19 protein-coding genes, 1 tRNA gene and 2 riboswitches are annotated in these 22,096 nt (G+C 63.7%); of the genes, 7 read left to right on the forward strand and 13 right to left on the reverse strand.

Features of this window, described 5'->3' with window-relative positions:
* Positions 1–52: 52 nt before the first annotated feature.
* The 4 genes from gcvH to AB4Y43_RS05035 all read right to left on the reverse strand — a co-directional run bounded on the left by gcvH (position 53) and on the right by AB4Y43_RS05035 (position 3,842).
* Positions 53–433, reverse strand: a complete 381-nt coding sequence (gene gcvH / locus AB4Y43_RS05020) for a glycine cleavage system protein GcvH (protein ID WP_028203325.1) — start codon at positions 431–433, stop codon at positions 53–55.
* A 74-nt stretch (positions 434–507) separates the two neighbouring features.
* Positions 508–1,626, reverse strand: coding sequence for a glycine cleavage system aminomethyltransferase GcvT (gene gcvT / locus AB4Y43_RS05025; protein WP_368727158.1), 1,119 nt, complete (start codon positions 1,624–1,626; stop codon positions 508–510).
* 89 nt (positions 1,627–1,715) lie between these two features.
* Positions 1,716–1,853, reverse strand: a riboswitch (glycine riboswitch).
* A 57-nt stretch (positions 1,854–1,910) separates the two neighbouring features.
* Positions 1,911–2,021, reverse strand: a riboswitch (glycine riboswitch).
* A 214-nt stretch (positions 2,022–2,235) separates the two neighbouring features.
* Positions 2,236–2,610 carry a hypothetical protein gene (locus tag AB4Y43_RS05030; protein ID WP_368618545.1) on the reverse strand — a complete coding sequence of 125 codons (375 nt, stop codon included), beginning with the start codon at positions 2,608–2,610 and terminating at the stop codon, positions 2,236–2,238.
* A 176-nt stretch (positions 2,611–2,786) separates the two neighbouring features.
* The gene (locus AB4Y43_RS05035) at positions 2,787–3,842 is read right to left on the reverse strand and encodes an oxidoreductase (RefSeq protein WP_368727159.1); all 1,056 of its coding nucleotides are present in this window, start codon (positions 3,840–3,842) and stop codon (positions 2,787–2,789) included.
* Between the two features lie 277 nt (positions 3,843–4,119).
* Here AB4Y43_RS05035 and AB4Y43_RS05040 point away from each other — a divergent pair, with 277 nt between their 5' ends.
* Together AB4Y43_RS05040 and AB4Y43_RS05045 are read left to right on the forward strand one after the other, a co-directional pair.
* Positions 4,120–6,210 carry a UvrD-helicase domain-containing protein gene (locus tag AB4Y43_RS05040; protein ID WP_069264414.1) on the forward strand — a complete coding sequence of 697 codons (2,091 nt, stop codon included), beginning with the start codon at positions 4,120–4,122 and terminating at the stop codon, positions 6,208–6,210.
* 84 nt (positions 6,211–6,294) lie between these two features.
* Entirely contained in the window at positions 6,295–6,876 is a 582-nt protein-coding gene (locus tag AB4Y43_RS05045; RefSeq protein WP_368727160.1) for a hypothetical protein, read from the forward strand.
* A 94-nt stretch (positions 6,877–6,970) separates the two neighbouring features.
* Here AB4Y43_RS05045 and AB4Y43_RS05050 read toward each other — a convergent pair whose 3' ends face one another.
* Positions 6,971–7,894 (reverse strand): c-type cytochrome, encoded by a 924-nt coding sequence (locus tag AB4Y43_RS05050; protein ID WP_342949179.1) that lies wholly within the window; start codon positions 7,892–7,894, stop codon positions 6,971–6,973.
* 326 nt (positions 7,895–8,220) lie between these two features.
* Here AB4Y43_RS05050 and AB4Y43_RS05055 point away from each other — a divergent pair.
* A tRNA-Arg gene (locus AB4Y43_RS05055) sits at positions 8,221–8,296 on the forward strand.
* Between the two features lie 289 nt (positions 8,297–8,585).
* Here AB4Y43_RS05055 and AB4Y43_RS05060 read toward each other — a convergent pair.
* From AB4Y43_RS05060 to AB4Y43_RS05085, 6 genes are all read right to left on the reverse strand, one after another.
* Complete coding sequence (locus tag AB4Y43_RS05060) at positions 8,586–9,266, reverse strand: CmcI family methyltransferase (RefSeq protein WP_342949191.1); 681 nt, start codon at positions 9,264–9,266, stop codon at positions 8,586–8,588.
* A gap of 29 nt (positions 9,267–9,295) precedes the next feature.
* Positions 9,296–9,973 (reverse strand): class I SAM-dependent methyltransferase, encoded by a 678-nt coding sequence (locus tag AB4Y43_RS05065; protein WP_368603709.1) that lies wholly within the window; start codon positions 9,971–9,973, stop codon positions 9,296–9,298.
* Positions 9,974–10,066: 93 nt separating this feature from the next.
* Entirely contained in the window at positions 10,067–13,177 is a 3,111-nt protein-coding gene (locus tag AB4Y43_RS05070; RefSeq protein ID WP_368727161.1) for a tetratricopeptide repeat protein, read from the reverse strand.
* A 279-nt stretch (positions 13,178–13,456) separates the two neighbouring features.
* Positions 13,457–13,756 carry a flagellar protein FliT gene (gene fliT, locus AB4Y43_RS05075; RefSeq protein ID WP_342949194.1) on the reverse strand — a complete coding sequence of 100 codons (300 nt, stop codon included), beginning with the start codon at positions 13,754–13,756 and terminating at the stop codon, positions 13,457–13,459.
* Positions 13,757–13,779: 23 nt separating this feature from the next.
* Positions 13,780–15,357 (reverse strand): flagellar filament capping protein FliD, encoded by a 1,578-nt coding sequence (gene fliD, locus AB4Y43_RS05080; RefSeq protein WP_342949195.1) that lies wholly within the window; start codon positions 15,355–15,357, stop codon positions 13,780–13,782.
* Between the two features lie 145 nt (positions 15,358–15,502).
* Positions 15,503–16,699, reverse strand: a complete 1,197-nt coding sequence (locus tag AB4Y43_RS05085) for a flagellin (protein WP_368727162.1) — start codon at positions 16,697–16,699, stop codon at positions 15,503–15,505.
* A gap of 370 nt (positions 16,700–17,069) precedes the next feature.
* Here AB4Y43_RS05085 and AB4Y43_RS05090 point away from each other — a divergent pair, with 370 nt between their 5' ends.
* The gene (locus AB4Y43_RS05090) at positions 17,070–18,011 is read left to right on the forward strand and encodes an aldo/keto reductase (RefSeq protein ID WP_069264394.1); all 942 of its coding nucleotides are present in this window, start codon (positions 17,070–17,072) and stop codon (positions 18,009–18,011) included.
* A gap of 381 nt (positions 18,012–18,392) precedes the next feature.
* Entirely contained in the window at positions 18,393–18,605 is a 213-nt protein-coding gene (gene rpsU / locus AB4Y43_RS05095; protein ID WP_004198205.1) for a 30S ribosomal protein S21, read from the forward strand.
* Positions 18,606–18,742: 137 nt separating this feature from the next.
* Here the strand turns inward: rpsU and AB4Y43_RS05100 are convergent, their stop codons facing one another.
* Together AB4Y43_RS05100 and AB4Y43_RS05105 are read right to left on the reverse strand one after the other, a co-directional pair.
* Positions 18,743–19,201: a hypothetical protein gene (locus AB4Y43_RS05100; RefSeq protein ID WP_368727163.1), complete on the reverse strand. Its 459-nt coding sequence runs from the start codon at positions 19,199–19,201 to the stop codon at positions 18,743–18,745.
* A 294-nt stretch (positions 19,202–19,495) separates the two neighbouring features.
* A complete protein-coding gene (locus AB4Y43_RS05105; protein ID WP_368727164.1) occupies positions 19,496–20,092 on the reverse strand; it encodes a DNA-3-methyladenine glycosylase I in 597 nt (198 codons plus the stop codon).
* 179 nt (positions 20,093–20,271) lie between these two features.
* On the opposite strand from AB4Y43_RS05105, the gene AB4Y43_RS05110 reads away from it, so the two are divergent.
* Together AB4Y43_RS05110 and AB4Y43_RS05115 are read left to right on the forward strand one after the other, a co-directional pair.
* Complete coding sequence (locus AB4Y43_RS05110; protein ID WP_368727165.1) at positions 20,272–21,168, forward strand: BadF/BadG/BcrA/BcrD ATPase family protein; 897 nt, start codon at positions 20,272–20,274, stop codon at positions 21,166–21,168.
* Positions 21,169–21,261: 93 nt separating this feature from the next.
* Positions 21,262–22,083, forward strand: a complete 822-nt coding sequence (locus tag AB4Y43_RS05115; protein ID WP_368618537.1) for a Cof-type HAD-IIB family hydrolase — start codon at positions 21,262–21,264, stop codon at positions 22,081–22,083.
* The last annotated feature ends 13 nt before the right edge of the window (positions 22,084–22,096 follow it).

Here is a 22,096-nt window from a genome sequence, read left to right on the forward strand (position 1 = left end):
GCGGCGTTCTGAGCGCGCCGCCGCGCCATGGCGGTTAAGGCAAGGTTGCGATTTACGCGCCGATCGCCTTTTCGTAGGCGGCGGCGTCGATCAGCGAGTCGAGCTTGGCGTCGGCGGCGGGCTTGATCTTGAAGAGCCACGACTCGTACGGCGCGCCGTTCACCTGGTCGGGCGTGTCGACGAGCGACGTGTTCGCTTCGATGATTTCGCCTGCGACCGGCGCGTAGATGTCCGAGGCGGCCTTGACCGACTCGATCACGGCAACGGCGTCGCCGGCCGTGACGGCGCGGCCCGCTTCAGGCAGTTCGAGGAAGACGATGTCGCCGAGCGCTTCCTGCGCGTGGTCGGTGATGCCGATGGTCAGCGTGCCGTCGGCTTCGGTGCGGATCCACTCGTGCGATTCGGTGTATTTCAGATCGGCCGGGATGCTCATGGTTGCTCCAGTGCGTGGTGCGGTTTTTGTTGCTCGAAAAGGGGAGGGCGTGCGCGCTGGCAGGATCTCGCGGATCAGGCGGCGAGCACCTTGCCGTTGCGCACGAACGGCAGTTTTACCACGCTTGCGGGAAGGGCTTTGTCACGGATCTGCACCTGCACGACATCGCCCGGCTGCACGCCCTGCGGCACGCGCGCGAAGGCGATGGATTCCTGCATGCTCGGCGAAAATGTGCCGCTCGTGATCTCGCCCTCGCCGTGCGGCGTGAGCACTTTCTGGTGCGCGCGCAGCACGCCGCCGGCCTTGCCGTTTTCCTTCTGCAGGATCAGGCCGACGAAGGCCGAACGCGAACCGTTCGCCTCCAGCGCGCCGCGGCCGACGAAGTCGCGCGGCTCCTTCATGTCGACGGTCCAGGCGAGGCCGGCGTCGAGCGGCGAGACGCCGTCGTCCATGTCCGGGCCGTAGAGGTTCATGCCCGCTTCGAGGCGCAGCGTGTCACGCGCGCCGAGGCCGCAGGGTTTCACGCCCTGGCGCTGCAGGGCGTCCCAAAGTTCGCAAACGGCGGCGGCGGGCACCACGATTTCGAAGCCGTCTTCGCCGGTGTAGCCCGTGCGCGCGATCATCAGCTCGCCGAACGGCGTGGCTTCGATCTTCGCGGCGTTGAAGGGTTTGAGAACTTCGGTGGCGCTGCGCGACGAGGGCGCGACCTGCCAGACCTTTTCGCGCGCGTTCGGGCCCTGCACGGCGACGATCGCGAGATCGCGGCGCGGCGTGATGGTGAGGCCGAAGCCGCCTTCGGCGTTGAGCTTCTCGAACCAGGCGATGTCTTTTTCGGCTGTGCCGGCGTTGACGACGGTGCGGAACTGGTCGTCGGCGAAGAAGTAGACGATCAAGTCGTCGATCACGCCGCCTTCGGGGTTCAGCATGCACGAATAGAGCGCCTTGCCCGGCGTGGTGAGCTTGGCGACGTTGTTGGCGAGCGCGCGGGAGAAGAACTCGCGCGCCTTCGGGCCCGAAAAGTCGACGACGCACATGTGCGAGACGTCGAACATGCCGGCGTCGGTGCGCACGGCGCGATGCTCGTCGATCTGCGAGCCGTAGTTGACGGGCATGTCCCAGCCGCCGAAGTCGACCATGCGGGCATTCAGCGCGCGGTGCGTGTCATTCAGCGGGGTGCGTTTGAGTTCGGTCATGGGGCCTCAGGCGGTCGCGAAAATTCGCGCGAAAACGAAAAAGGCCATGCAGGAAGCGCCGCAGGCACGATGCCCGTGGTCGGTTCTTGCATGGCCCCTCTGTCCTCGGTACCTGAGAGATTGCGCCCTGTTGCAGTTGGCGCGCGCCCCTTCGGTGGGCAGCCTGAACGCGTGGGGGTTACGATCCGCCGCCGCCCGTTCTACTGCCGCTCTCCAGAGTTGCGGACTGTGTGCCGCTTCGCGTCATCTCGCGCAAAAAGCGCAAAGGCAGCGAATCAGCGGTCCGGCGCGCACGGTCCTTTTGCCTGAGAGTTTGTGGGTTGCCCCTTCGGCGGCGCCGGTTGCACTTGCGAAAGCAAGCAAAGGCAAACGGCGCGCTCTCCCGGCGCGCGCAGCGATTGTGCGCGACGCCTCGGGGCTATGTCAATGCGGAAAAATTCTGCGCGCGGCGCCAGCAAAGGGGCGTGAGCCTTGCTGGCATTGGCTTGCGCAGATGCATAGCGCGCCATGCATCGCGCCGGAGAAAAACGGGGGCGATTCGGGTGGGCAGATGGATCGGCACGAGCCGCGAGCGCGCGGTCCGTGCCGACAGGCCAATGCGTGTGGCGCTTACTCGCCGATGGCGCGAGCGGCCGTGTCGAGTTCCTCGTTCAGCACGTGTTGCTCGTCGGGCGAGATGCCGCCGCCGTGCTGCGCGGCCATGTCGTGAGCTTCGCCGCGGATCGTATCGAGGCGGTGATGGAGCGCGCCGCCTTGGGGCGGCGGGTAGTAGCCCTGGCTCACGCGCATATCGATGCGATGGCCCAGGTTGTCGATGCGGCTGTCGACCTGATGCAGGCGATCGACGGCGACTTCGTGGGGATTCGGGCCGGGCGGCGGCGGTGCAGCGGCGTGGTGCGCCGGCTGGTTGACCACGCACGCGGCGAGGGTCGAAACGAGCGCGCCGGCGGCGATCAGGCGTAGAGCGTGGATGTAGCGGGTCATTCAGACTCTCCTTGGTCTTGTCGTTGCTTTTTTGGGCTTGCATGTCCACAAACGTCTGGCGATTGCAGCGTGATGACCCCACCGCGGCAACCAGATGTAACCATTTGTATGGTCCTTTCAGCGGCGTCGGCGCAATGCAAGGTCGACGCCGCAGCCGAAAGCGCGCGCCGGTGTGCTCAGGACTGGCGCACGAACCCCAGCGTGCGGCCGTCCTGCGCGCTTTGCATGGCGAGTTCGATGAGCGTCATGACGTCGATGGCGTCCTGCGGGCTTACCGGGAACGGCTTGCCTTCGCGGATCGCCGCCGCAAGCGCGCGATACAGATCGGCGTAATTGCCCGCAGCGTTGGGCACTTCGAGATCGGCTTCCTGGCCGTCGTCGCGCAGCACGTGGAGGCGGCCCGTATCGTTGCCCGCGCCGAAACCGGGCTGGCCCGGGCGCAGGCCGTCCTTGAGCTGATCTTCCTGAGTGTCGAGCCCGTTCTTCAGATAGCTGCCGCGCGTGCCATGAATCGCGAAGCGCGGCGCGTACGCGGCGAGCGCGCTGGCGTGCAGCACCGCGTCGTGGTGCGGGTAGCGCAGCACGAGGTGCGCGTAATCCGGCGCGCTCGCGTTTTCGCGGCGCGTGTGAACGAATGCGGTGATCGACTCGGGTGCGCCGAAGAGCGCGAGCGTCTGGTCGATCAGATGCGGGCCGAGATCGTAGAGCAGGCCGCCGCCGCGCGTGGCGTCTTCGCGCCAGCGCTGCTTCACTTGCGGGCGGAAGCGGTCAAAGTGCGATTCGTAGTGCGTGATGCGCCCGAGTTCGCCGCGCTCGATCAGCTCGCGCACGGTGAGGAAATCGCCGTCCCAGCGGCGGTTGTGGAACGGTGCGAACACGAGGCCGCGCTGCTTCGCGATGGCCGCGAGCGTGCGCGCTTCCTCGGAAGTGAGCGTGACCGGCTTGTCGACCAGCACGTGTTTGCCGCGCTCGAGCGTGCGGCGCGCGAGGTCGTAGTGCGTGTCGTTGGGCGTGGCGATCACGACGCATTCGATGGCATCGATCGAGAGCAGCGCGTCCAGGTCGGGCACGATCGCGGCGTCGGGATAGTCGGCCTGGGCGCGTCCGGCCTGGCTCGTGGCGATGGCGGCGAGCTGCGCGGCGCCGCTATGCGCGATCACGGGGGCGTGGAAAGTCTGGCCGGCGAAGCCGTAGCCCATCAGGCCGATTTGCAGCGGTTGCGGTGCAGTCATTTGGCGCTTCCTCTTTCCAGCGAGTGCGGGTGGCGGGAGCCCGTTATTGTGGCACGGCGCGTAGAGCGTGCGGAACGCGGCGAGGGACCGATGGGCCGTGGAACGAGGAACATCGGGGGCGCCATCGGCGTATCGCTGCATCGTGTTAACATCGCACCTCCCGCGTGAGAGGCCGCTGCGACGTACGCACGCCGCGCGCCGTGCGGCGTCACGAAAGGCTACGCGCCCCGTTCGCACGCCTCCCAGCCGTACCACCCGTTTTTCCAATCCAGCAACGATGTCCGCAGGCCTCAATTCCGCCCAAAACGAAGCGGTGCGCTATCTCGACGGTCCCTGTCTCGTGCTCGCCGGCGCGGGCAGCGGCAAGACGCGTGTCATCACGCAGAAGATCGCGCACCTCATCGAAGCGAAAGGCTTCGAGCCGCGCCATATCGCCGCCGTCACCTTCACCAACAAGGCCGCCGCCGAAATGCGCGAGCGCGTGGGCAAGCTGCTCGAAGGCAAGACGCTCACCACGCCCGGCAAGGAAGGCCGCAAGGTGCCGACCAACCAGCTGACGGTCTGCACGTTCCACTCGCTGGGGGTCCAGATCCTGCGCCAGGAGGCGGAACATCTGGGCCTGAAGCCCCAGTTCTCGATCATGGACGCCGACGACTGCTTCGCCATGATCCAGGAGCAGGTGGGCTCGACGGACAAGGGCTTCATCCGCAAGATCCAGTCGATCGTCTCGCTCTGGAAGAACGGACTCGTGATGCCCGAGCAGGCGCTGTCCACGGCCTCGAACGAGGACGAGCACCAGGCGGCCATCGTCTATCGCAATTACATGGCGACGTTGCACGCGTATCAGGCGGTGGACTTCGACGACCTGATCCGCCTGCCTGCCGAGCTGTTCGCGAAGAACGAGCAGGTGCGCGACCGCTGGCAGAACAAGCTGCGCTACCTGCTGGTCGACGAATACCAGGACACCAACGCCTGCCAGTACGAACTGCTGAAACTGCTGGCGGGCCCGCGCGCGGCGTTTACGGCCGTGGGCGACGACGATCAGGCCATCTACGGCTGGCGCGGCGCCACGCTCGAAAATCTCGCGCAGCTCGGCAAGGACTTTCCGAAGCTGCACGTCATCAAGCTCGAGCAGAACTACCGCTCGACGGTGCGCATTCTCACGGCCGCGAACAACGTCATCGCGAACAATCCGAAGCTGTTCGAGAAGAAGTTGTGGTCCGAGCACGGCATGGGCGACACCATCACCGTCACGCCCTGCAACGACGAAGAGCACGAGGCGGAGTCGGTCGTGTTCCGGCTTTCGGCGCACAAGTTCGAACGCCGCGCGCAGTTTCGCGACTACGCGATTCTGTATCGCGGCAACTTCCAGGCGCGCATCTTCGAACAGGTGCTGCGCCGCGAGCGCATCCCCTATGTGCTCTCGGGCGGCCAGTCGTTCTTCGACAAGGCCGAGATCAAGGACATCTGCGCCTATCTGCGCCTGATCGCCAATCACGACGACGATCCCGCGTTCATCCGCGCGATCACCACGCCGCGCCGCGGCGTGGGCAACACGACGCTCGAGGCGCTCGGCTCGTTCGCAGGGCAGGCGAAGGTGTCGCTGTTCGAGGCCGTGTACATGGGCGGTATCGAGGCGCGGCTTTCGGCGCGCCAGGTCGAGCCGATGCGCGTGTTCTGCGACTTCATGCAGCGCCTCGCCGAGCGCGCGCAGAAGGACCCGGCGACGGTCGTGCTCGACGACCTCATGGATGCGATTCACTACGAGGCGTATCTCTATGACGCCTTCGACGAGCGCCAGGCGCAGTCGAAGTGGCAGAACGTGCTCGAATTCCTCGAGTGGCTCAAGCGCAAGGGCACCAAGCCCGAGCAGGAGATCGGCGAAGACAGCGAAGCCACCGGATATGACAATGCCGACGGTCTCGCCGACACCGGCAAGAATCTCATGGGCCTCATTCAAACCGTCGCGCTGATGTCGATGCTCGAAGGCAAGGAAGAGGACCCGGACGCCGTGCGGCTTTCGACCGTGCATGCGTCGAAGGGACTGGAGTATCCGCACGTGTTCCTGGTTGGCGTGGAAGAGGGGATCATGCCGCACCGCGGCGGCTCGGAAGACGATGTGATCGACGAAGGACGCATCGAGGAAGAGCGGCGCCTCATGTACGTGGCGATCACGCGGGCGCAGCGCAGCCTGCATCTGAACTGGTGCAAGAAGCGCAAGCGGGCGCGCGAGACGGTGGTGTGCGAGGCGTCGCGCTTCATTCCGGAAATGGGCCTCGACGACGCGCCGCCGCCGACCGCCGAAGAAGCGCCGATGACGCCGAAGGACCGGCTGGCGAGTTTGAAGGCGTTGTTGCAGAAGGGGTGATGACCCTGGCATGCAGCGGGTGTTTGCTTTTTTGGGACGCGGGCGGCTGTAGAGTGAACGCCTCTGACCCGCTCGCTGCCGCAGATGGAAGATCCATTACTCCAGCATTACCGTCACGCGCTTGAAACGTATATCGACGCGAAGGACAACACGAAGCCCGCACGGATTCACGAAGCATTCGCGCAGGATGCGGAACTGACGTTCTCGCTGGCGACACCGAACATCGCGTTTCCGGCGCGCAGCGTCGGCGCCGAAGCGATCGCGAAGACGCTGGTCAGCGATTTTGGTGAGCGCTATTCGCGCTGCCGCACCTACTACCTTTGCGAGGCCACTGCGCTCGTTGCGCGCGAGCGCACGATCGAAGCGCTGCCCTGGCTCGTCGTGATGCGCGAGGACGCGGCGGGCGCGCTGCGCATCGGTCACGGCACGTATCGCTGGACTTTCGATGCGAACGACATCGCGCCGCGCGTATCGGCATTCCACATTCACATTGCCCGGATGGACGTGATCGACGACCCGGACGGTGCGAGGCTCGAGCGCCTGCAAGAGGGCTTGAGCTATCCCTGGCTCGCTCCCGCCGAACTGGCAGCGCGTTACGGAGCGCTGGCCGGGGATGCTTCCGGTGCGTTCGCATTTGCCCGCGAATTCGCGCGTCCCGTGCGCTGACGCGCGACCGCTGTTTCATCGACGCATATAAAAATCCCCGCCCCGTATCGTTGCGGGCAGGGATCGTTTTGCGCTTTGGCGCGCGTGTGACGGCTTACTTCGCCGCGCTGACCATGTAATCGACGGCGGCCTTCACGTCGGCGTCGGAGGCAGTCGAGCCACCCTTGGGAGGCATCTGGCCCTTGCCGTGCAGCGCGTAGTTGTAGACAGTGTCCATCGGGTCCTTCAGGCGCGGCGCCCAGTCGGCCTTGTTGCCGAATTTCGGTGCGCCCAGTACGCCCGCGGCGTGACACGCCTGGCAAACCTGCTGATAGAGTGCCTTGCCCGCCTGCGAGGCGTCGGCGCTTTGCGAGCCGCCACCTGCTGCGGGAGCGGACGAAGCCTGCGGGATGGCCGCGATCGCCGCTGCGGCGGCTTGCGCCTGGGCGGCGTTCGCATCGGCACCCGATGCGCCGGAGGCCGGTGCAGCGCCCGCCGCGCCCGAGGCCGCATTGGCTGCATTGGCAGCGCCTGGCGCGGGCTTGGGCGGATCCTGGAAGTTCGCGCCCGCGTGGTTCGCCATATAGGCGACGGCGAGGCCGATTTCGTAGTCGCTGTAGTCGTCGGGGCTCGTGCCGCCGCGCGGGGGCATCGCGCCCTTGCCGGAGAGCGCCGTTTTCCACAGCGTGTCGAAGCCCTGCGCGATGCGCGGCGCCCAGTCGCCCGAGTTGCCGAACTTCGGCGCGCCGGCGGCGCCCGAGGCGTGACACGCCGAGCAGACAGCCTGGAAGACCTGTTCGCCGGTCTTGTAGACGTGCGGCGCGTTGGCGTCGCGCACGTTGACCTGCGCGACCGGCGCGATGCGCGCGGCGACCTGCTGGGTAGAGAGCTCGTCGGTGCCCGCGCCGGTGCGCGTCGTGTTGTCGACGTAATAGACGAGCAAAATGATGATGACGATGGGGACGGCAAACCCGGCGATGACAGCGGCGATCAGCTGGCCGGGCGTTTTGATCGGGGCTCCGTGGGGTGCTTCGCTCATGCTTGTCTCGACTCCCGTTGGTTTTATGGTGAGCGGTACAGCAGGACGGCAATGGCCATGCGGCAGATCAAACACCGACGATTATAGACGGAAGGTTTTCCGGCTGGTGGCTGGGCGCGGAGGGAGTTCAGCGGGCGTTTACCCGGAGCGGGCGGGCGGTGGGACGTTGTTGCGTCTGAGTTGTGCTCGAATTGTGCCTGATGGGGATGTGACCCTTAATAATCCGCGCGGTGGACGGTTTAACCGAAACCGGTTATTCTCTCGGTCTCTCTTCGGCGCTGCCTTTCCCGTATTCTTCGGTCAATCGGCGGCGCCAGCAAGTCAACGCGCCCGTAGCTCAATGGATAGAGTACTGCCCTCCGAAGGCAGGGGTTGCTGGTTCGATCCCAGCCGGGCGCGCCAAAGTCTGTCGAAGATTTCAGCGATTTTCTACTCCGCGCGCATACGCCGTGCGGGAGTTCTCCAGCGAATTTATCCGTCCGGCTTCGGGTCGGTAGCGACCTTGCGCGACGTTGCGTAAAGCCCCCGGCAGTTCGCCGACTCTCACCGGCGGCGTGCTGCGACCGAGCCCGCCGATCAACTGCGCGCGGGCACCAGGCAATAGAACCGAGCCCAACGCCAAAGGTGCAGCGGATGGCGCTTGGCGACCCGCAAACAGTCGCATTGAGCGCCATAGCAAGGGATGTCGAAATTACATAGTCGCCGGGTTTTCAACCATGGCGCAAGTGATCGGTGCTTGCCGCTGTCCTTGCGGACGACGTTCGAACGCAACGATGCTGTCGTAGCAGGCGATGTAATCGGTACTCTTCGTGAAGGTTGAAATTGGGATTTTGCCTCTCGAATGAACCGCATTCAGTTCGTCGATCTTGTTCTTGGCAAATTCGATAAAACTCCCAGGCCTCCCCACGCCGCCCTGATATTCAGGCCAGTAGCAGGTGTGAGTGTCCTCCACCATATAAATTCCGTTCTTGTGAAGCCGGTCATACATCAGCTCGAAGGAAGAGATCATGTGATTCATGACATGGCTTCCGTCATCGAGAACGATGTCGACTTCCGGATATTTGCGGAATATCTGATCGATCAGGGCAGGGTCGTCCTGGCTGCCGATGAAAATCTCGATACCCTCTGCTTCATGGGCCTTGCACTGAGGATTGATATCGACCCCTATGATTCTGGATCCGGCTCCGAAGAACTCCTTCCACATTGCCAGTGATCCACCGCCAAATACGCCGATTTCGATCATCACGGGCGCTTTATTTCTGAAGCGCGTGAAGTGACGCTCATAAATGTCAAAGTAATGAATCCACTTATGCAGTCGCTTGTCAGGGTTATTAAGAAAATACTTGTGCAGAAAGCCGTCCGTCATTTCCATGCCTTGGTCGGTGCAACGAATGGGAATATTTAAAGCTGAGGAGGTACGACCGCCCGAAACACGAACTGGAACGCCTTCGCGTCCTCGACCGCTGCGTTTGCATCGGCACCCGCTGCGCTCGCCATAGCACGAATGACGGGCAAAAAGGCCTCGCGTTGCGGCTCGTGGAAGATCCGCGCCTTGCCAGCATCGACGACAAACCCCGCGTCGCGAAACATCTCCAGCATCGTGACGCGCGTGAACCAGCGGATATGTGTGCGGTCGAACAAGCCGGAGTCCTGATACCGGAAATCGCCAAAGCTCAGACGAGCCTGCACGCTCCAGTGCTGCGCATTGGGAATGCACGCAACAACGCACCCGCCGCGATCCATCGTCCCGCGGATTTTCCTCAGTAGTGCCCAGGGATCGTGAAGGTGTTCGAGCACGTCCCCGAAGACCCAGCAATCGGCATTGAGGTCCGAACGAATTTGCTCGACAGTTACCCGCTCGACGTCTACATCGATTACGCGGTCGCAGTGTTCGCGTGCCATCTCGGCATAAGCCGGGACAATCTCGATCCCGGTGTAGTGCACACCCGGATTTGTTTTTTTGTATTCGCGCGCCAGCGCTCCGGAACTGCAGCCGACTTCCAGCACGCGGCGTGCGCCTTGCGGCATGAGGTTAAGTAAGTCCGGATTGTGATGCTGATGGACAGGAGTTTGATCCAATATAGGCTCCGGTGGATATCGCTGTGAGAGGCAGTGAAGGCGTTTCGACGAGGGCGGTATCTCGACAATTACGACTACCGCCCGCCGCGCGCCTCACTCTCCATATTTGTCCAAATAAGACGCGTACCCTTCCCGCCAGGTGGGTGTCCCAAAGGCTCCGCCACTCTCGTGAACCACGCTCAGTGGCCAGGTTCCCATGCGGAGCCCCTTTAATTCAGCCTGGCGGCAGAAGTCCATATCGTAAAAGTGGAACTTGAACTGCTCGTCGAAGCGCAGGCCGCTCTTTACCAGCGTATCGCTATCCGCGATCAGCAACAGGCCGTCGAGGAGCTTGCATTCCTGTCCGGAAGGCCCGAACGTCGACGCGATGTTGCACGGAAAACCCGTGCCGTGACCCACGGTTCCGCTCAGATATTTGCGCTCGTCCCACTGCAGATCGGGCGTGGCGAAGGCCCATGCAGGCTGGCGCGGCACGCGGCGCAGGTTGCCGGCGAGCCCCACCACCTCGAAACGGGCGAGGGATTCGCGGATGCGCTCGGTCCAGAAGAAGTCGTTGAGCCAGACGTCGTCGTGAATGAAGACGAGGATGGCCGGGCGCTGCTTAGCCTCTTCGATCGCCGTGTTGTAGATGCTGGACAGTCCGCGCGTGTTGTTGTCGAACAGTTGGAGTTCGACGTTTGGCAGGTGCGCATAGAGCTTTAGCGAGCGGCCAAGCGCCGTTTCATTCGAGAACTGCTCACGGGTGCTACGGGTGCCGCAGACGATACGGATGGGTTTCGCTGCGGGGATGTCGGTCACCGCGTCGATCGACGTGATCGATCCAGCTGTCGGCGCAATGTCCGGTTGCTGCTGCTCGCGCGCCGGTTCCACAACTGGCTCCGCCGATGCATCTTGCGGCTGCGCCAGGACCTCGAAATGCTCGGGTGCAAGCCCGTCGCACCAGCGCCGCCACATGGTGCGCAGTGCACGCGATACGGCGTTGGCGATCGTGCTCGCGCTGATGATGGGCGACTGCATGCAGTGCTGGCGCAACTCGCGGCGTACCGTTGCGAGCGCGTCGAGATCGTCAGCCAGCGCGATGCACTTGCTCACAAAGTCGTCCTTGTCGCGCGCGACGAACGCCTCGTTGAGCCCGAGGTGCGAGAGCCATCCCGTGCTGCCACGGCTCGCCATCGAAACGCCGGGCAGCGTCACAGTGGGAACGCCCATCCACAGGGCGTGCATGGTCGTGGTCGAGCCGGCGAAGGGGAACGCGTCGAGACAGACATCGACCTGCTGGTGCTGTTGCAGGTAGACCTCGGTATTCTTGCGCTGCATAAAGCTGATGCGGCTCACGTCGATGCCTTCGCTTGCGAACAGCTTGGCCAGTTTGTTCATTTGTTCGACCGACGTGATCGCGCCAATGAGCATGCGCGAAGTCGGTATCTCGCGCAGCACGCGCGCCCAGAGCGCCACGACTTCCGGCCCGATCTTGACCAGACGGCTGAAGCTGCCGAACGTCACGAAGCCATTTTTCAAGGCGGGCAACTCGTTCACGTCCGGCGCTTGTTTGTACGGCTTGAATGGCGCGAGAGCAGGCAGAAACACGAGCTTTTCCGTGAAGCAGCTGGCGAACTGTTCGAGCGGCGTGACGAACCGGTCCGACATGTAATAGTCGATGGACGTCAGGCCGGTCGTGGCCGGATTGCCGATCCAGCTCACCTGAATGGGCGCGGGCTTATGCGCGAAGGCCACGAGGCGGTTGCGACCTGTATGGCCGGACAGATCGATCAGGATGTCGATACCGTCTTCGCGAATCTTTTCCGCGACCGCGGCGTCGGTCATGCCGAAGACTTCATGCCATTCTTGCGCGTGCTCCCGGATCGTATTCGTGAACGCGTCGGTGATCACGTAATTCGAATAGACGTGCAGTGACAGGCTTGTATCGCGGGCCAGATGCTCTACGATCGACTGGAAAAAATAGGCGACCGGGTGATTGATCAGGTCGCCCGAAACGAAGCCGATTCGCAGTCGCCGCGCCGGGTCACGAACATTGGTGTGCTCCGAACGCTGCGCACGCAGGGGGGCTTCCTGGCGCTTCCCGAATTCGCTGAATTCGGCGAATGCGCTTTTTGCATCGAGATCGGTCTTGTGCATCAGGCAGAACAGCAGGTTGCTGTGCGTTGCAGCCTGCATCGGCGCGAGTTCGAGTGCCTTGCGGAAGGCGCTTTCCGCTTCATCGTACTGGCCATCCTCGTTCAGCGCGTTAGCCAGCGCGTCGAGTTCGATAGCGTCACGAGGTGCCAGTTCCACGGCGTGGCGCATCTGGGCGATGCCCTCGCCTGTTCGGCCCGTTGCCTGCAGGGCGGCGCCCAGTGTGCGATGCAGCTGTGGACTCTCGGGATGCTTTTCGAGCGCTTTGCGGCAGTGCGATACGGCTCGCTGGGACTGCCGCGTGATATGCAGCGCGTCGGCCAGCATGATCTGAGCGGGGAGACTATTGGGCAGCAGGCTGGTGGCACGCTCGGCCGACGTCACGGATTCCGCATACTGGCCTGCGCGCTGCAGGGCGTGCGTGAGCATAATCCAGCATTCGCCATGCGAGGGGTTTTGTTTCGTCAAGCGACGGGCAAGCGTCAGCGCAGCCTCGGTCTCTTTGCTGTTGAAGAGATCTGCAAACTTGCGCAACTCCGTCGCGCTTGCGCGGCGTGGATCGATTTTCGCTGCGGGCGTGTCCGCCGTCTGCTGTTTCGGCATAGCTTCGATCGCTTCGGCCGTGTGCGAAGGTTCACGCGCGGGCGCCGACGCGGCGTCAAGCTGGGGCAGGCGAGCCTTCAACGCATCGATGGCGTCCGCAGGAACGCCGCATTTCTGCGCCACGTCGAGCGCCATCCGCGCGGCTTCGAACTGGTTGCTGGCGGTCAGGGCGTTGAAGTAGTAGACCCACAGTTGCGCGAAGTTCGGCGTGTGGCCGAGCACTGCTTCGAAGTGCGGCACGGCCTCGGCTGGCCGGTCCGTTTGCATGTACAGCACGCCCATGTGGTAGTTGGCGTCGACATGATCGCTATCCGCTTCCAGCACAATGGCGTAGAGCGCTTCAGCTTCGTCGTATTCCTGCTTGCGATGGTGCTCGATCCCGGCTTCCATGACGAGCTGAATGTCGCTCCCCATTTGCGATTGGGGGACGAGCGCGGTGAGGTCGGTCGGAGTATGGAAAGCGGTCATGACGAAGGCGTGCTTGCGCCGCAGGTAGCAGAAGTAGGGCAATTATCCAGGGCGCCCCGTCGGAACGAATTGCCGAGTTGACGTCAAAACGCCCGCCAATTCGGTTGGCGCGAGCAACGGGCGGAAATGAAGCTGGGTAGTCGGCCGTGGCGGCCCGAGCCGTGTGTAATGAGGGCGCGTAAAAGAAAAGCCCGCACGAGGCGGGCCGAGGTACGCAAATGCGCCCCGAAAGGCGCAATGGTTGGTTGTTATTTCTGGACGCTGTGCGAGGTCCGGACTTCAGAACTGCGCAACGCGCTGATACAGATTCACGTTCCGCGTTGCCTGCATGGCGCAACGATACTCGGCGCTAAGCGTGCTTTGTGCCGACTCCGCCGCCGCGGCGACAAGTGTATCGACCGCGTGAACCTGCTTGAGCACCTCGAGCGCGGCGCCCGTTTGCTTCGCGGAGAGCGACATGAGAAGGGGTGAGCGCTCGTTCGCAAGCTCGGCCGCCTTTTCCCATTCGCCGACGGCTGCCGCCTGCTCGATGTCTTTCGTGATCTGCCAGATGCGATCGATGGGCGCCCCGAATTCCATGTCGTCTCTCCTGCTGGATGCGCTCAGCTCTTGTTGGTGGCCAGCGCGCCTGCGCTGTTGGTGCCGCCGAAGAGCTGCGTGAGGTATTGCTGGTTGTTGTTCATCGTCGCCATCAGCGTGTTGAGCGCGGTGAATTGCGCAGTGTACATGCTGGTGAGCTGCGACTGGTATTCCGCGAGATTGGACTGCTGCGTCGAAAGGTTCGTCAGGTCAGTCTGGATCGCGTTCGTACGCGTCGTGATGACGCCCGTGCTCGACTGATAGCTCGTGATGTTGTTATTCAACTGGGCGGCGACGCCGTTGGTCGAATTGAACAGCGCCGCCACGGTCGACTGATTGTTTTGCAGTGCCGTATTCAGCGTGTCGCTGTCGACCGAGAGCGAGCCGTCCGAATTCAGGGTGACGCCAATCGATGCCAGGCTGGTCGTCGTATTGCCGCTCTTCACGCCCGTCGCCACGATCGTTGCGAGCTGGTTCTGGATCATGTTCAGCGTCGAGTCGCCAAGCAGCACGCCCTGCGACGTCGAGGTCGAACTGAATGACGTGAGCGTCGACATCGTCGTCACGAGCGTGTTGTACAGCGTGACGAAATTGTTGATCGCGCTGGATTCCGCGCTCGTGTTCTGCGCAACCGTAAGCGTTTGTGCGCCGCTGCCCGTGCTCGACGTGTCGACCGCCGCTGCGGTGAGGGTCAGCGTCACGCCAGACAGCGCGGTCTTTACGGTGTTCGTCGTGCTGGTCGCGCCCGTGCCGTCGATCGTGAAATAGGCGTCCTGTGCGGCCGTGGACTGTGTCCAGTTGGTCGTGTTGGAGATCGTCGACTGGTTAGCGGTGAGGTTGGCGGAAGTCGCGCTCGAGCTCGTGATCGCCGTACCTGCCGTGGTCGTCACGGCGAGGTTCTTCAGTGCGTCGCTGGAATTTGAATCGCTGATCGCGATGCTGATGCCGTTCTGCGAACCGGTCGACGTCGAATGCAGCACAAGGTGCGCGCCGTCGGCGCCGTTGACGACCGTTGCCGTCACGCCCGGATTGTTGGTGGCCGAGTTGATCGCCGATGCAATACCCGCAACGGTGCTGTTGGTGCTGTCGAGCGAGATCGTGGTGCTGGCGCCGTTGACCGTCAGCGTCATCGTGGACGAGCCCGACGCGAGCGCCGTTGTTGCACCGTAGCCGGTCGAGGTGAGCACCTGGGCTTGTGCCACCTGCTTGACATCGAGCGAGTATGACCCTGCTGCCGCGCCGCTGCCTGCTGTGGCGGTGATGCCGGTGCCGCTGAGCGTCGTGCTGAATGCGCTGAGGGTCGTGCCATCCGAGAGCGGCGAGAGGCCCGCCTGAAGTGCGGAAAGCGCGGCGGAAAGCGCGCCGTACGCGGAGATTTCGGTGTTGTCCTGCGTCTGCTCGGCGCTGATCGTGGCGGCCTGGCCGGCGATCTTGGAGTTGACGAGCGCCGTAACGAGCGAATTCACGTCCATCGACGAGTTGCCGGTCGAGCCGCTGACGATCGACTGGGCTGCTTGCTGCAGAGCGGCGTTGCTCGCTGCGGTCGTGGCGGCGACGCTACTTGCGATCGTGCTGGCTGTCGAGCTGGTTACGGTGGACATGAAGGGGCTCCGTGCGTCGGCGTTGCAGTGTGAATCGGTTCAGGTCTGGAAAATGCCAATCGGGAGGTGATCCTCCCGATTGGCTTGCGTTGCGCTCACGGGTATGGCGGCCGGGCGCGCAACGCTTGGGCTACAGAAGCTCGTATTACTGGAGGAGCTTCAGGATCTGCTGCGGCTGCGAGTTCGCTTGTGCCAGCACCGAGATACCAGCTTGCTGCAGCACTTGCGCCTTGCTCAGGTTTGCCGTTTCTTCCGCGAAGTTGGCGTCCTGGATCGACGACTGGGCGGTCGACAGGTCGGTCGACTGAGCTTGCTGCGTCGTGCCGATTGCCGTGAAGCGGTTTTGCGCTGCGCCGAGCGTTGCTTGCAGGTTGTTCAGCGTGTTCAGCGCGTTGTCGATCGACTCCATGGCCATGCTTGCGCCGCTTGCCGTGCTGATGTTGACGTTAGCAACGTCCGTCGGTGCGTTGTACGCGCCGATCTGCGTTTCCATGGCGACACCAGCGGCGGCGGCCGCTGCGGAACCCGCCGAGCCGGCTGCTGCAGCCATAGCCGCCGACATGCCGCCGTCGGTGAGCGTGACCGCCGTACCCGAGCCCTGGAAGCCGCCGCCGGTGCTGCTGGCTTCGTTGGAGGCCGTGAACAGAGCGCCGACCGCCGTCTGGCTCAGTGCCTGGTTGTTCTGGTCCGTGAACGTGAAGCCGCCGCTGCCGTCGGAGACCACATTGACGGAGGTGACGGTTGCAGCCGAGGCGGCGACCGTAGCGCCGGCCGAGTTCAGGCTCAGGCCCGAGAACGTGCCGAGCGTTTGGCCAGCTTGCGGCACGCCGCTGCCGATCGAAGCCGCCGACATGTTTTGCGTCAGGCTCAGGCTGATCGTCTGGCCGACGTTCGCGCCAACCTGGAACGACACGTTACCGAGCGAACCGTTCAGCACGTTCATGCCGTTGTACGTCGTTTGCGACGCGATACGGTTGATTTCCGAAACTTGCTGGTTCACTTCCTTTTGCAGTGCTGCGCGGTCGTCGGAGGTCATCGAGCCGTTGGCCGCTTGCGTAGCCAGCTGGCGGATACGTTGCAGGCTGCTCGTCAGCGACGACAGACCGCTCGATGCCGTTTGAACCAGCGAAACGCCGTCGTTCGAGTTCGACACGCCTTGATTCAGACCGTTGATCTGGGTCTGCATGATGTTCGAGATCGCGAGGCCTGCTGCATCGTCAGCTGCGCTGTTGATGCGCTTACCCGACGACAGGCGCGTGATCGCTTGCGACAGCGCGCTGCCCGAGCCCGTCAGGTTCTGTTGCGCGACGAGCGAGTTGATGTTGCTGTTAATTCCGAGCATGGAAATTCTCCTAAGCGGGCTGAAAGCCCGTTACAAGCCACTATGGCCGCGGCGGGTGCAATCTTTCATTGCTGGCCGCCTCAGTGAAGGTTGTCGGCGTGGGTAAAAAAAACTTGAGGGGAAGCACCGACAATCGAGACCTCATTTGCGCGGTGCATAAAAAATCCGCTTGCGCCGCGCTTCGTGCTTCCCGCTTCCCTCACGCATTTCTGCGTCTTGCAGTTTGCAAGCGTGTTTACGGCAGGTATCGCGCGTGGTTTAGTGCAGGGCGCCAAGGCACTCCCGCGGCTGCGCGCCCTTGCCCGCTGCAGCGCGCCGCGAGGCGGCGTATCCTCAGCGATTCCCGTCCGCCCTTTTTTCTGGAGGCCCCATGGAACTACGCAGGATCGGCAATTCCTCGTTGCAGGTCGCCCCGCTCATGTTCGGCGGCAACGTCTTCGGCTGGACCGCAGACGAAGCCACCTCGTTTTCGATACTCGACGCCTTCACCGACGCCGGCCTCAACTTCATCGACACCGCCGATGTGTATTCCGCGTGGGTGCCCGGCAACCAGGGCGGCGAATCGGAGACGATCATCGGCAAGTGGATCGCCAAAAGCGGCAAGCGCGACAAGGTGGTGATCGCAACGAAGGTCGCAAAAGATGCACGCCGCCCGGGACTTTCCGCCGCCAACATCGCGGCTGCCGTGGAGGATTCGCTGCGTCGTCTGCAGACTGACTACATCGACGTATACTTCTCGCACGAGGACGACCAGAAAGTCCCGCTCGAGGAAACGCTCGGTGCGTACCAACGGCTGATCGAGGCCGGCAAGGTGCGGGTGATCGGCGCGTCGAACTACACGGGCGCGCGCGTCGAGGAGGCGCTCGCGGTTGCGACGAAATCCGGCCTGCCCGCGTACCAGATCATTCAGCCCGAATACAACCTGTACGACCGCGCCCATTACGAGGCCGATCTCGAACCGGTGGCCATGGCGCAGAAGCTCGCGGTCGTGCCCTATTACAGCCTCGCGAGCGGCTTTCTCTCGGGCAAGTACCGTTCGCGCGAGGATCTCGCGAAGAGCACGCGCGGCTCGCGCGTCGAAAAGTACCTCGACCACCGCGGCATCCGGATCCTCGCGGCGCTCGACTATGTGGCCGAGCGTCACGGCAGCACGCTCGCGGCAGTTGCGCTGGCGTGGCTGATCGCGCGCCCGAGCATTACCGCGCCGATCGCGAGCGCGACCTCGCTGGATCAGCTGGAGAGCCTTGCAGCAGCGGTACGGCTGAAGCTCGATCCGGCCGACATCCAGGCGCTCAACGACGCGAGCGCCTGACGGCAAAGGCATTAACCCAGGTGTCCTAATCGACAGGGCGGGCGCGGCGGCCGCGGCAAGCCGCGCAAGTCCCTGAGTAGACTCAAGAAACCCTGGTCAGGCGGATCTTTTCCTGATATCATTGGGAGTGAATTGAGATCTTTGCCTGTTTTGTTGCCGTGTTCGTTACTGTTGGCGGCCGCAAACCGGCGGTCAGGTGTGTTGCAGCAAGGTCGACCTGATCGCGTTCCGCTGTGAACCCCCTACTTCTCTTTTCCGGCCTCCGTGGCCGCCTTGCCTCTCGTTCGGCCCCAGCGTGGCGAACGACCGGAGGGCCGGCGCGTGAGCGGCTTTGACGCTCGCGCCTTTGAACCGTATTAAGCGATTTGAGTTAGGAAATACATGACGACGATTCTTCTGAAGGAAAACGAGCCGTTCGAAGTGGCGATTCGCCGCTTCCGCCGTGCAATCGAAAAGAACGGCCTGATCGCCGAGCTGCGTGAGCGTCAAGCTTACGAAAAGCCGACGGCAGTTCGCAAGCGCAAGAAGGCAGCTGCTGTTAAGCGCCTGCACAAGCGCCTGCGCAGCCAGATGCTGCCGAAGAAGCTCCACTAAGCTTTTTCGCTTTTCGGTGTTCCGCCAGACGGCGGCGCATGCTTCGCAAGAAGCTGCGCCGCCGTTTGCGTTTGTGCGTATTTGCGCTTAGAAACTCCGCGCCGATGCGCAGCGCGTGTTGCGCGTGCCGGCCGATTTCAGGCAGCGTTCTTCAGCTGCGCGGGCGACAAGCTGAACTGCGCGGCAATCGAGCAAAGGCGTTCGCGCCATTCCCACACGCCAAACACGTCGTGCACGTTCTGCAGGCAACTCAGCAGAGTGATCGTGGCGGGGTCGTATATGTTGATATGGGCGCGCAGCAGCGCCTTCTTCAGCGCGGCGACGCCCACATCCATATAGAGCGGCACGTCGTTCGTCTCACGGCCGAGGTAGCGCACGGGTATGCCTTCCATGGCGCTCATATAGTCGCGTGGCCGGATGAAGCTGCCGACCGGGCAACCGCCATAGCTGTGCGCGCTGCCGGAGCCGCCGCCACAGCCACCGCCCCGGTAGGCGCCGCCTCCGCGTGGGAGAAGTGCCGCGCGCCCCTGGCCAAAGAGATGGGCCACCGCGCGGTCGAAGATTTCCTGATGACTCAGGAAGTGGACGTTTTTCATTTCAACCCCCTGTTGCCCAGCTGCCGGGCACAGGTTAATTCCCTTCTAATGCGGCGCCGCCGGCCTTCCAGCCGACATCACTCACGGTTCCCCTGACGCGTCTGCATTCACTTCCCGTTATAACGGCACGCCAGCGGAAAACCGTGGGGTGGCGCACCGTAGCGATCAAAAATTGGGTTGGCCAGTGCCGCGCGCAGTCGCGCCGGCGTGCCACAAAGCCATGCGGGACGAGGGCTTGCAAGGCGCGTCCTGCCTCGCTCGGGAGTTACCCGAGTCGCGCAAGTGTCACTGCGCTCAGGCGCGGCGCTTCTTTTTGCCAAGCGCAGCGCAGGCCTTGCGGCACATGCAGTCGCGCTCATGGTCGTTGACCATGCCGACAGCCTGCATGAACGCGTAGCAGATCGTCGTACCAACGAATTTGCAGCCGTATTTCTTGAGCGCCTTGCTAAGGGCGTCCGAGACTTCGGTAGACGCTGGTGCGTCGCGATACGAGGCGAGGTCGTTCTGGATGGGCGTGTCGTTCACGAACGACCAGACAAACTTCGCGAGCGAGCCGTGCTCCGTCTGGATTTGCTGCACGGCGCGGGCGTTGGCGATGGCGGCCTCGATCTTGGCCCGGTTGCGCACGATCAAGGCGTCCTGCATGAGCGTTTCGACGTGTTTGGGCGTAAAGCGCGCAACCTTCTCGATGTCGAAGTCGGCGAAGGCGCGGCGATAGCCTTCGCGCTTGTTGAGTATCGTGGACCACGAGAGCCCTGCCTGCGCGCCTTCGAGCACGATCATTTCGAACAGATGCTGGTCGTCCCGCGACGGCACGCCCCACTCCTCGTCGTGGTATTGCACATACTGCGGCGACGCGCCGGCCGATACCCAGTTGCAGCGGTGTGTCACGGTAAGTTCTCCTTGCGAGACATCGTTCGAGCCACGCAAGCATAGCGGATCGGTGCAGCGCCGCCACCCTGGCCGGATGGCCGATTGTGCGAACCCGGGGAAGCCGTTAGTCTCTGCGGCACGACAAGAATTTTGGCTTTCGAACCGGACTCACAGGCGCGCGAGGCGCGGCGGACACCATGCAGAAATACACCTGGTTGATTGGCGTGGACGGCGGCGGCACGGGCACGCGCATCGCGCTTGGCGACGCGAACGGCGTCGAACTCGCGCGCGCGGCTACGGGGCCGTCGGGGCTCGGGCTCGGTATCGCGCGGGCCTGGCAATCGATCGAGGAGGGCTGCCGCGCGGCGTTTGCGCACGCGGGGCTTGCGTTCGACTGGTCGCAATGCGTGCTTGGCTGCGGGCTCGCGGGCGTGAACAACCCCGACTGGCTGGCGCCGTTTCTCGCTGCCGCTCCTCCCGTGGCCGGACTGGCGGTGGAAAGCGACGCCTACACGACGCTGCTGGGCGCGCACGGCGGCGCGCCGGGCGTGGTGGTCGCCCTCGGCACGGGCAGCATCGCAGCGGTGCTTGGTGAGGACGGTCAGTGCCGCATTGCGGGCGGTTTCGGCTTTCCCTCGGGCGACGAAGCGAGTGGCGCGTGGTTCGGCCTGCGCGCGATCGTCTGGGCGCAGCAGGCGCTCGATGCACGCGTGCCCATGGACGACTTCGCACGGGCCCTCCTCGCACACGCGCGGGCCACCGATCGCGACAGTCTCATCGTATGGCAGTGCGCGGCCAACCAGACAGCTTACGCCAGCCTCGCACCGGTCGTCCTCGCGCATCGCGAACATCCGTTCGTCGCTAAGCTGCTCGCCGAAGCCGGCGTGGAAATCGCGAAACTCATCACCGCGCTCGATCCTTCGGGCGAGCTGCCGGCGGCGCTCTCGGGCGGCCTTGGGCAACCGCTGCGCGAGTGGGTGCCGCAAGCGGTGCGCGATCGCCTGCGCGCGCCGCTCGCCGATTCCACGTCCGGCGCGCTTCGCCTCGCGCAGATGGAGGCCCAGCGGCTGGCGCGCGCTGCTGCGGACAACTGAGCGGCAAGTGAGAAAGGGCGCGAACGTAGGTCAAGGGCATAGCCGTGCCGCAGATGCTACGATTCAACGTTTCCCGCTAGCTGTCTAATCACCATGTACAAGGTCATTGCAACCGATCTCGACGGAACGCTGCTCAATAGCGACCATCAGGTCGATCCGTTCACGGTTGCCACGCTGGGCGCACTCGATGCGCAGGGGCTGCCGTTCGTAATCGCGACCGGCCGCCACTATTGCGACGTGGCCGGTATTCGCGACGTGCTCGGCATCCGGCCATATCTCATCACCGCGAACGGCGCGCGCGTGCACGCACCCGACGACACACTGATCCACGCGAGCAATCTGAGCGCGCCCATGGTCGAGCGTCTGGTCGCCGCCGACACCGTGGGCGAGCACGGCCGCGTGATCGTGAGCATCTATACCGACGACGCCTGGCTCATCGACCGCGACGCGCCCGAACTGCTCGCGTATCACCAGGACTCGGGCTTCGAGTACCGCGTGGCGGATCTGCGCGATTACGCGGGCGCAGGCATCGCCAAGGCGCTCTATATCGGCGATCCGGCAGATCTCGCGCACGTCGCGCAGAATCTCGCGCGCGAGTTCGGCGACGCGCTCTACGTCACCTATTCCCTGCCCGATTGCCTCGAAGTGATGGTGGCCGGCGTTTCGAAGGGCCGCGCGCTGCGCGTCGTACTCGACCGGCTCGGCGTGGACGCCGCGGGTTGCGTCGCGTTCGGCGACAACATGAACGATATCGACCTGCTCGAAACGGCGGGTCATCCGTTCATGATGAACAACGCCAATCCCGATCTCATCAAGCGACTGCCTCGGGTGCCGCGCATCGGCAACAACTTCGAAGCCGGTGTCGCGCATCATCTTCGCAAGCTGTTCGCGCTCAGCGACGAACTCGCGTCGTAATTCACGCGGGCGC

The organism is Paraburkholderia sp. BR10872 (assembly GCF_040965835.1).
Lineage (GTDB): Bacteria > Pseudomonadota > Gammaproteobacteria > Burkholderiales > Burkholderiaceae > Paraburkholderia > Paraburkholderia nodosa_A.

Excerpts from the sequence above, each read along its gene's own strand:
- AB4Y43_RS05070 (WP_368727161.1), bottom strand. The coding sequence starts at position 13,177 with ATGACCGCTTTCCATACTCCGACCGACCTCACCGCGCTCGTCCCCCAA.
- AB4Y43_RS05100 (WP_368727163.1), bottom strand. The coding sequence starts at position 19,201 with ATGAAAAACGTCCACTTCCTGAGTCATCAGGAAATCTTCGACCGCGCG.
- AB4Y43_RS05050 (WP_342949179.1), bottom strand. The coding sequence starts at position 7,894 with ATGAGCGAAGCACCCCACGGAGCCCCGATCAAAACGCCCGGCCAGCTG.
- fliD (WP_342949195.1), bottom strand. The coding sequence starts at position 15,357 with ATGTCCACCGTAACCAGCTCGACAGCCAGCACGATCGCAAGTAGCGTC.
- AB4Y43_RS05060 (WP_342949191.1), bottom strand. The coding sequence starts at position 9,266 with ATGGAAATGACGGACGGCTTTCTGCACAAGTATTTTCTTAATAACCCT.
- AB4Y43_RS05110 (WP_368727165.1), top strand. The coding sequence starts at position 20,272 with ATGCAGAAATACACCTGGTTGATTGGCGTGGACGGCGGCGGCACGGGC.
- AB4Y43_RS05115 (WP_368618537.1), top strand. The coding sequence starts at position 21,262 with ATGTACAAGGTCATTGCAACCGATCTCGACGGAACGCTGCTCAATAGC.
- AB4Y43_RS05030 (WP_368618545.1), bottom strand. The coding sequence starts at position 2,610 with ATGACCCGCTACATCCACGCTCTACGCCTGATCGCCGCCGGCGCGCTC.
- AB4Y43_RS05045 (WP_368727160.1), top strand. The coding sequence starts at position 6,295 with ATGGAAGATCCATTACTCCAGCATTACCGTCACGCGCTTGAAACGTAT.
- rpsU (WP_004198205.1), top strand. The coding sequence starts at position 18,393 with ATGACGACGATTCTTCTGAAGGAAAACGAGCCGTTCGAAGTGGCGATT.
- AB4Y43_RS05040 (WP_069264414.1), top strand. The coding sequence starts at position 4,120 with ATGTCCGCAGGCCTCAATTCCGCCCAAAACGAAGCGGTGCGCTATCTC.
- AB4Y43_RS05090 (WP_069264394.1), top strand. The coding sequence starts at position 17,070 with ATGGAACTACGCAGGATCGGCAATTCCTCGTTGCAGGTCGCCCCGCTC.
- AB4Y43_RS05035 (WP_368727159.1), bottom strand. The coding sequence starts at position 3,842 with ATGACTGCACCGCAACCGCTGCAAATCGGCCTGATGGGCTACGGCTTC.
- fliT (WP_342949194.1), bottom strand. The coding sequence starts at position 13,756 with ATGGAATTCGGGGCGCCCATCGATCGCATCTGGCAGATCACGAAAGAC.
- AB4Y43_RS05085 (WP_368727162.1), bottom strand. The coding sequence starts at position 16,699 with ATGCTCGGAATTAACAGCAACATCAACTCGCTCGTCGCGCAACAGAAC.
- gcvT (WP_368727158.1), bottom strand. The coding sequence starts at position 1,626 with ATGACCGAACTCAAACGCACCCCGCTGAATGACACGCACCGCGCGCTG.
- gcvH (WP_028203325.1), bottom strand. The coding sequence starts at position 433 with ATGAGCATCCCGGCCGATCTGAAATACACCGAATCGCACGAGTGGATC.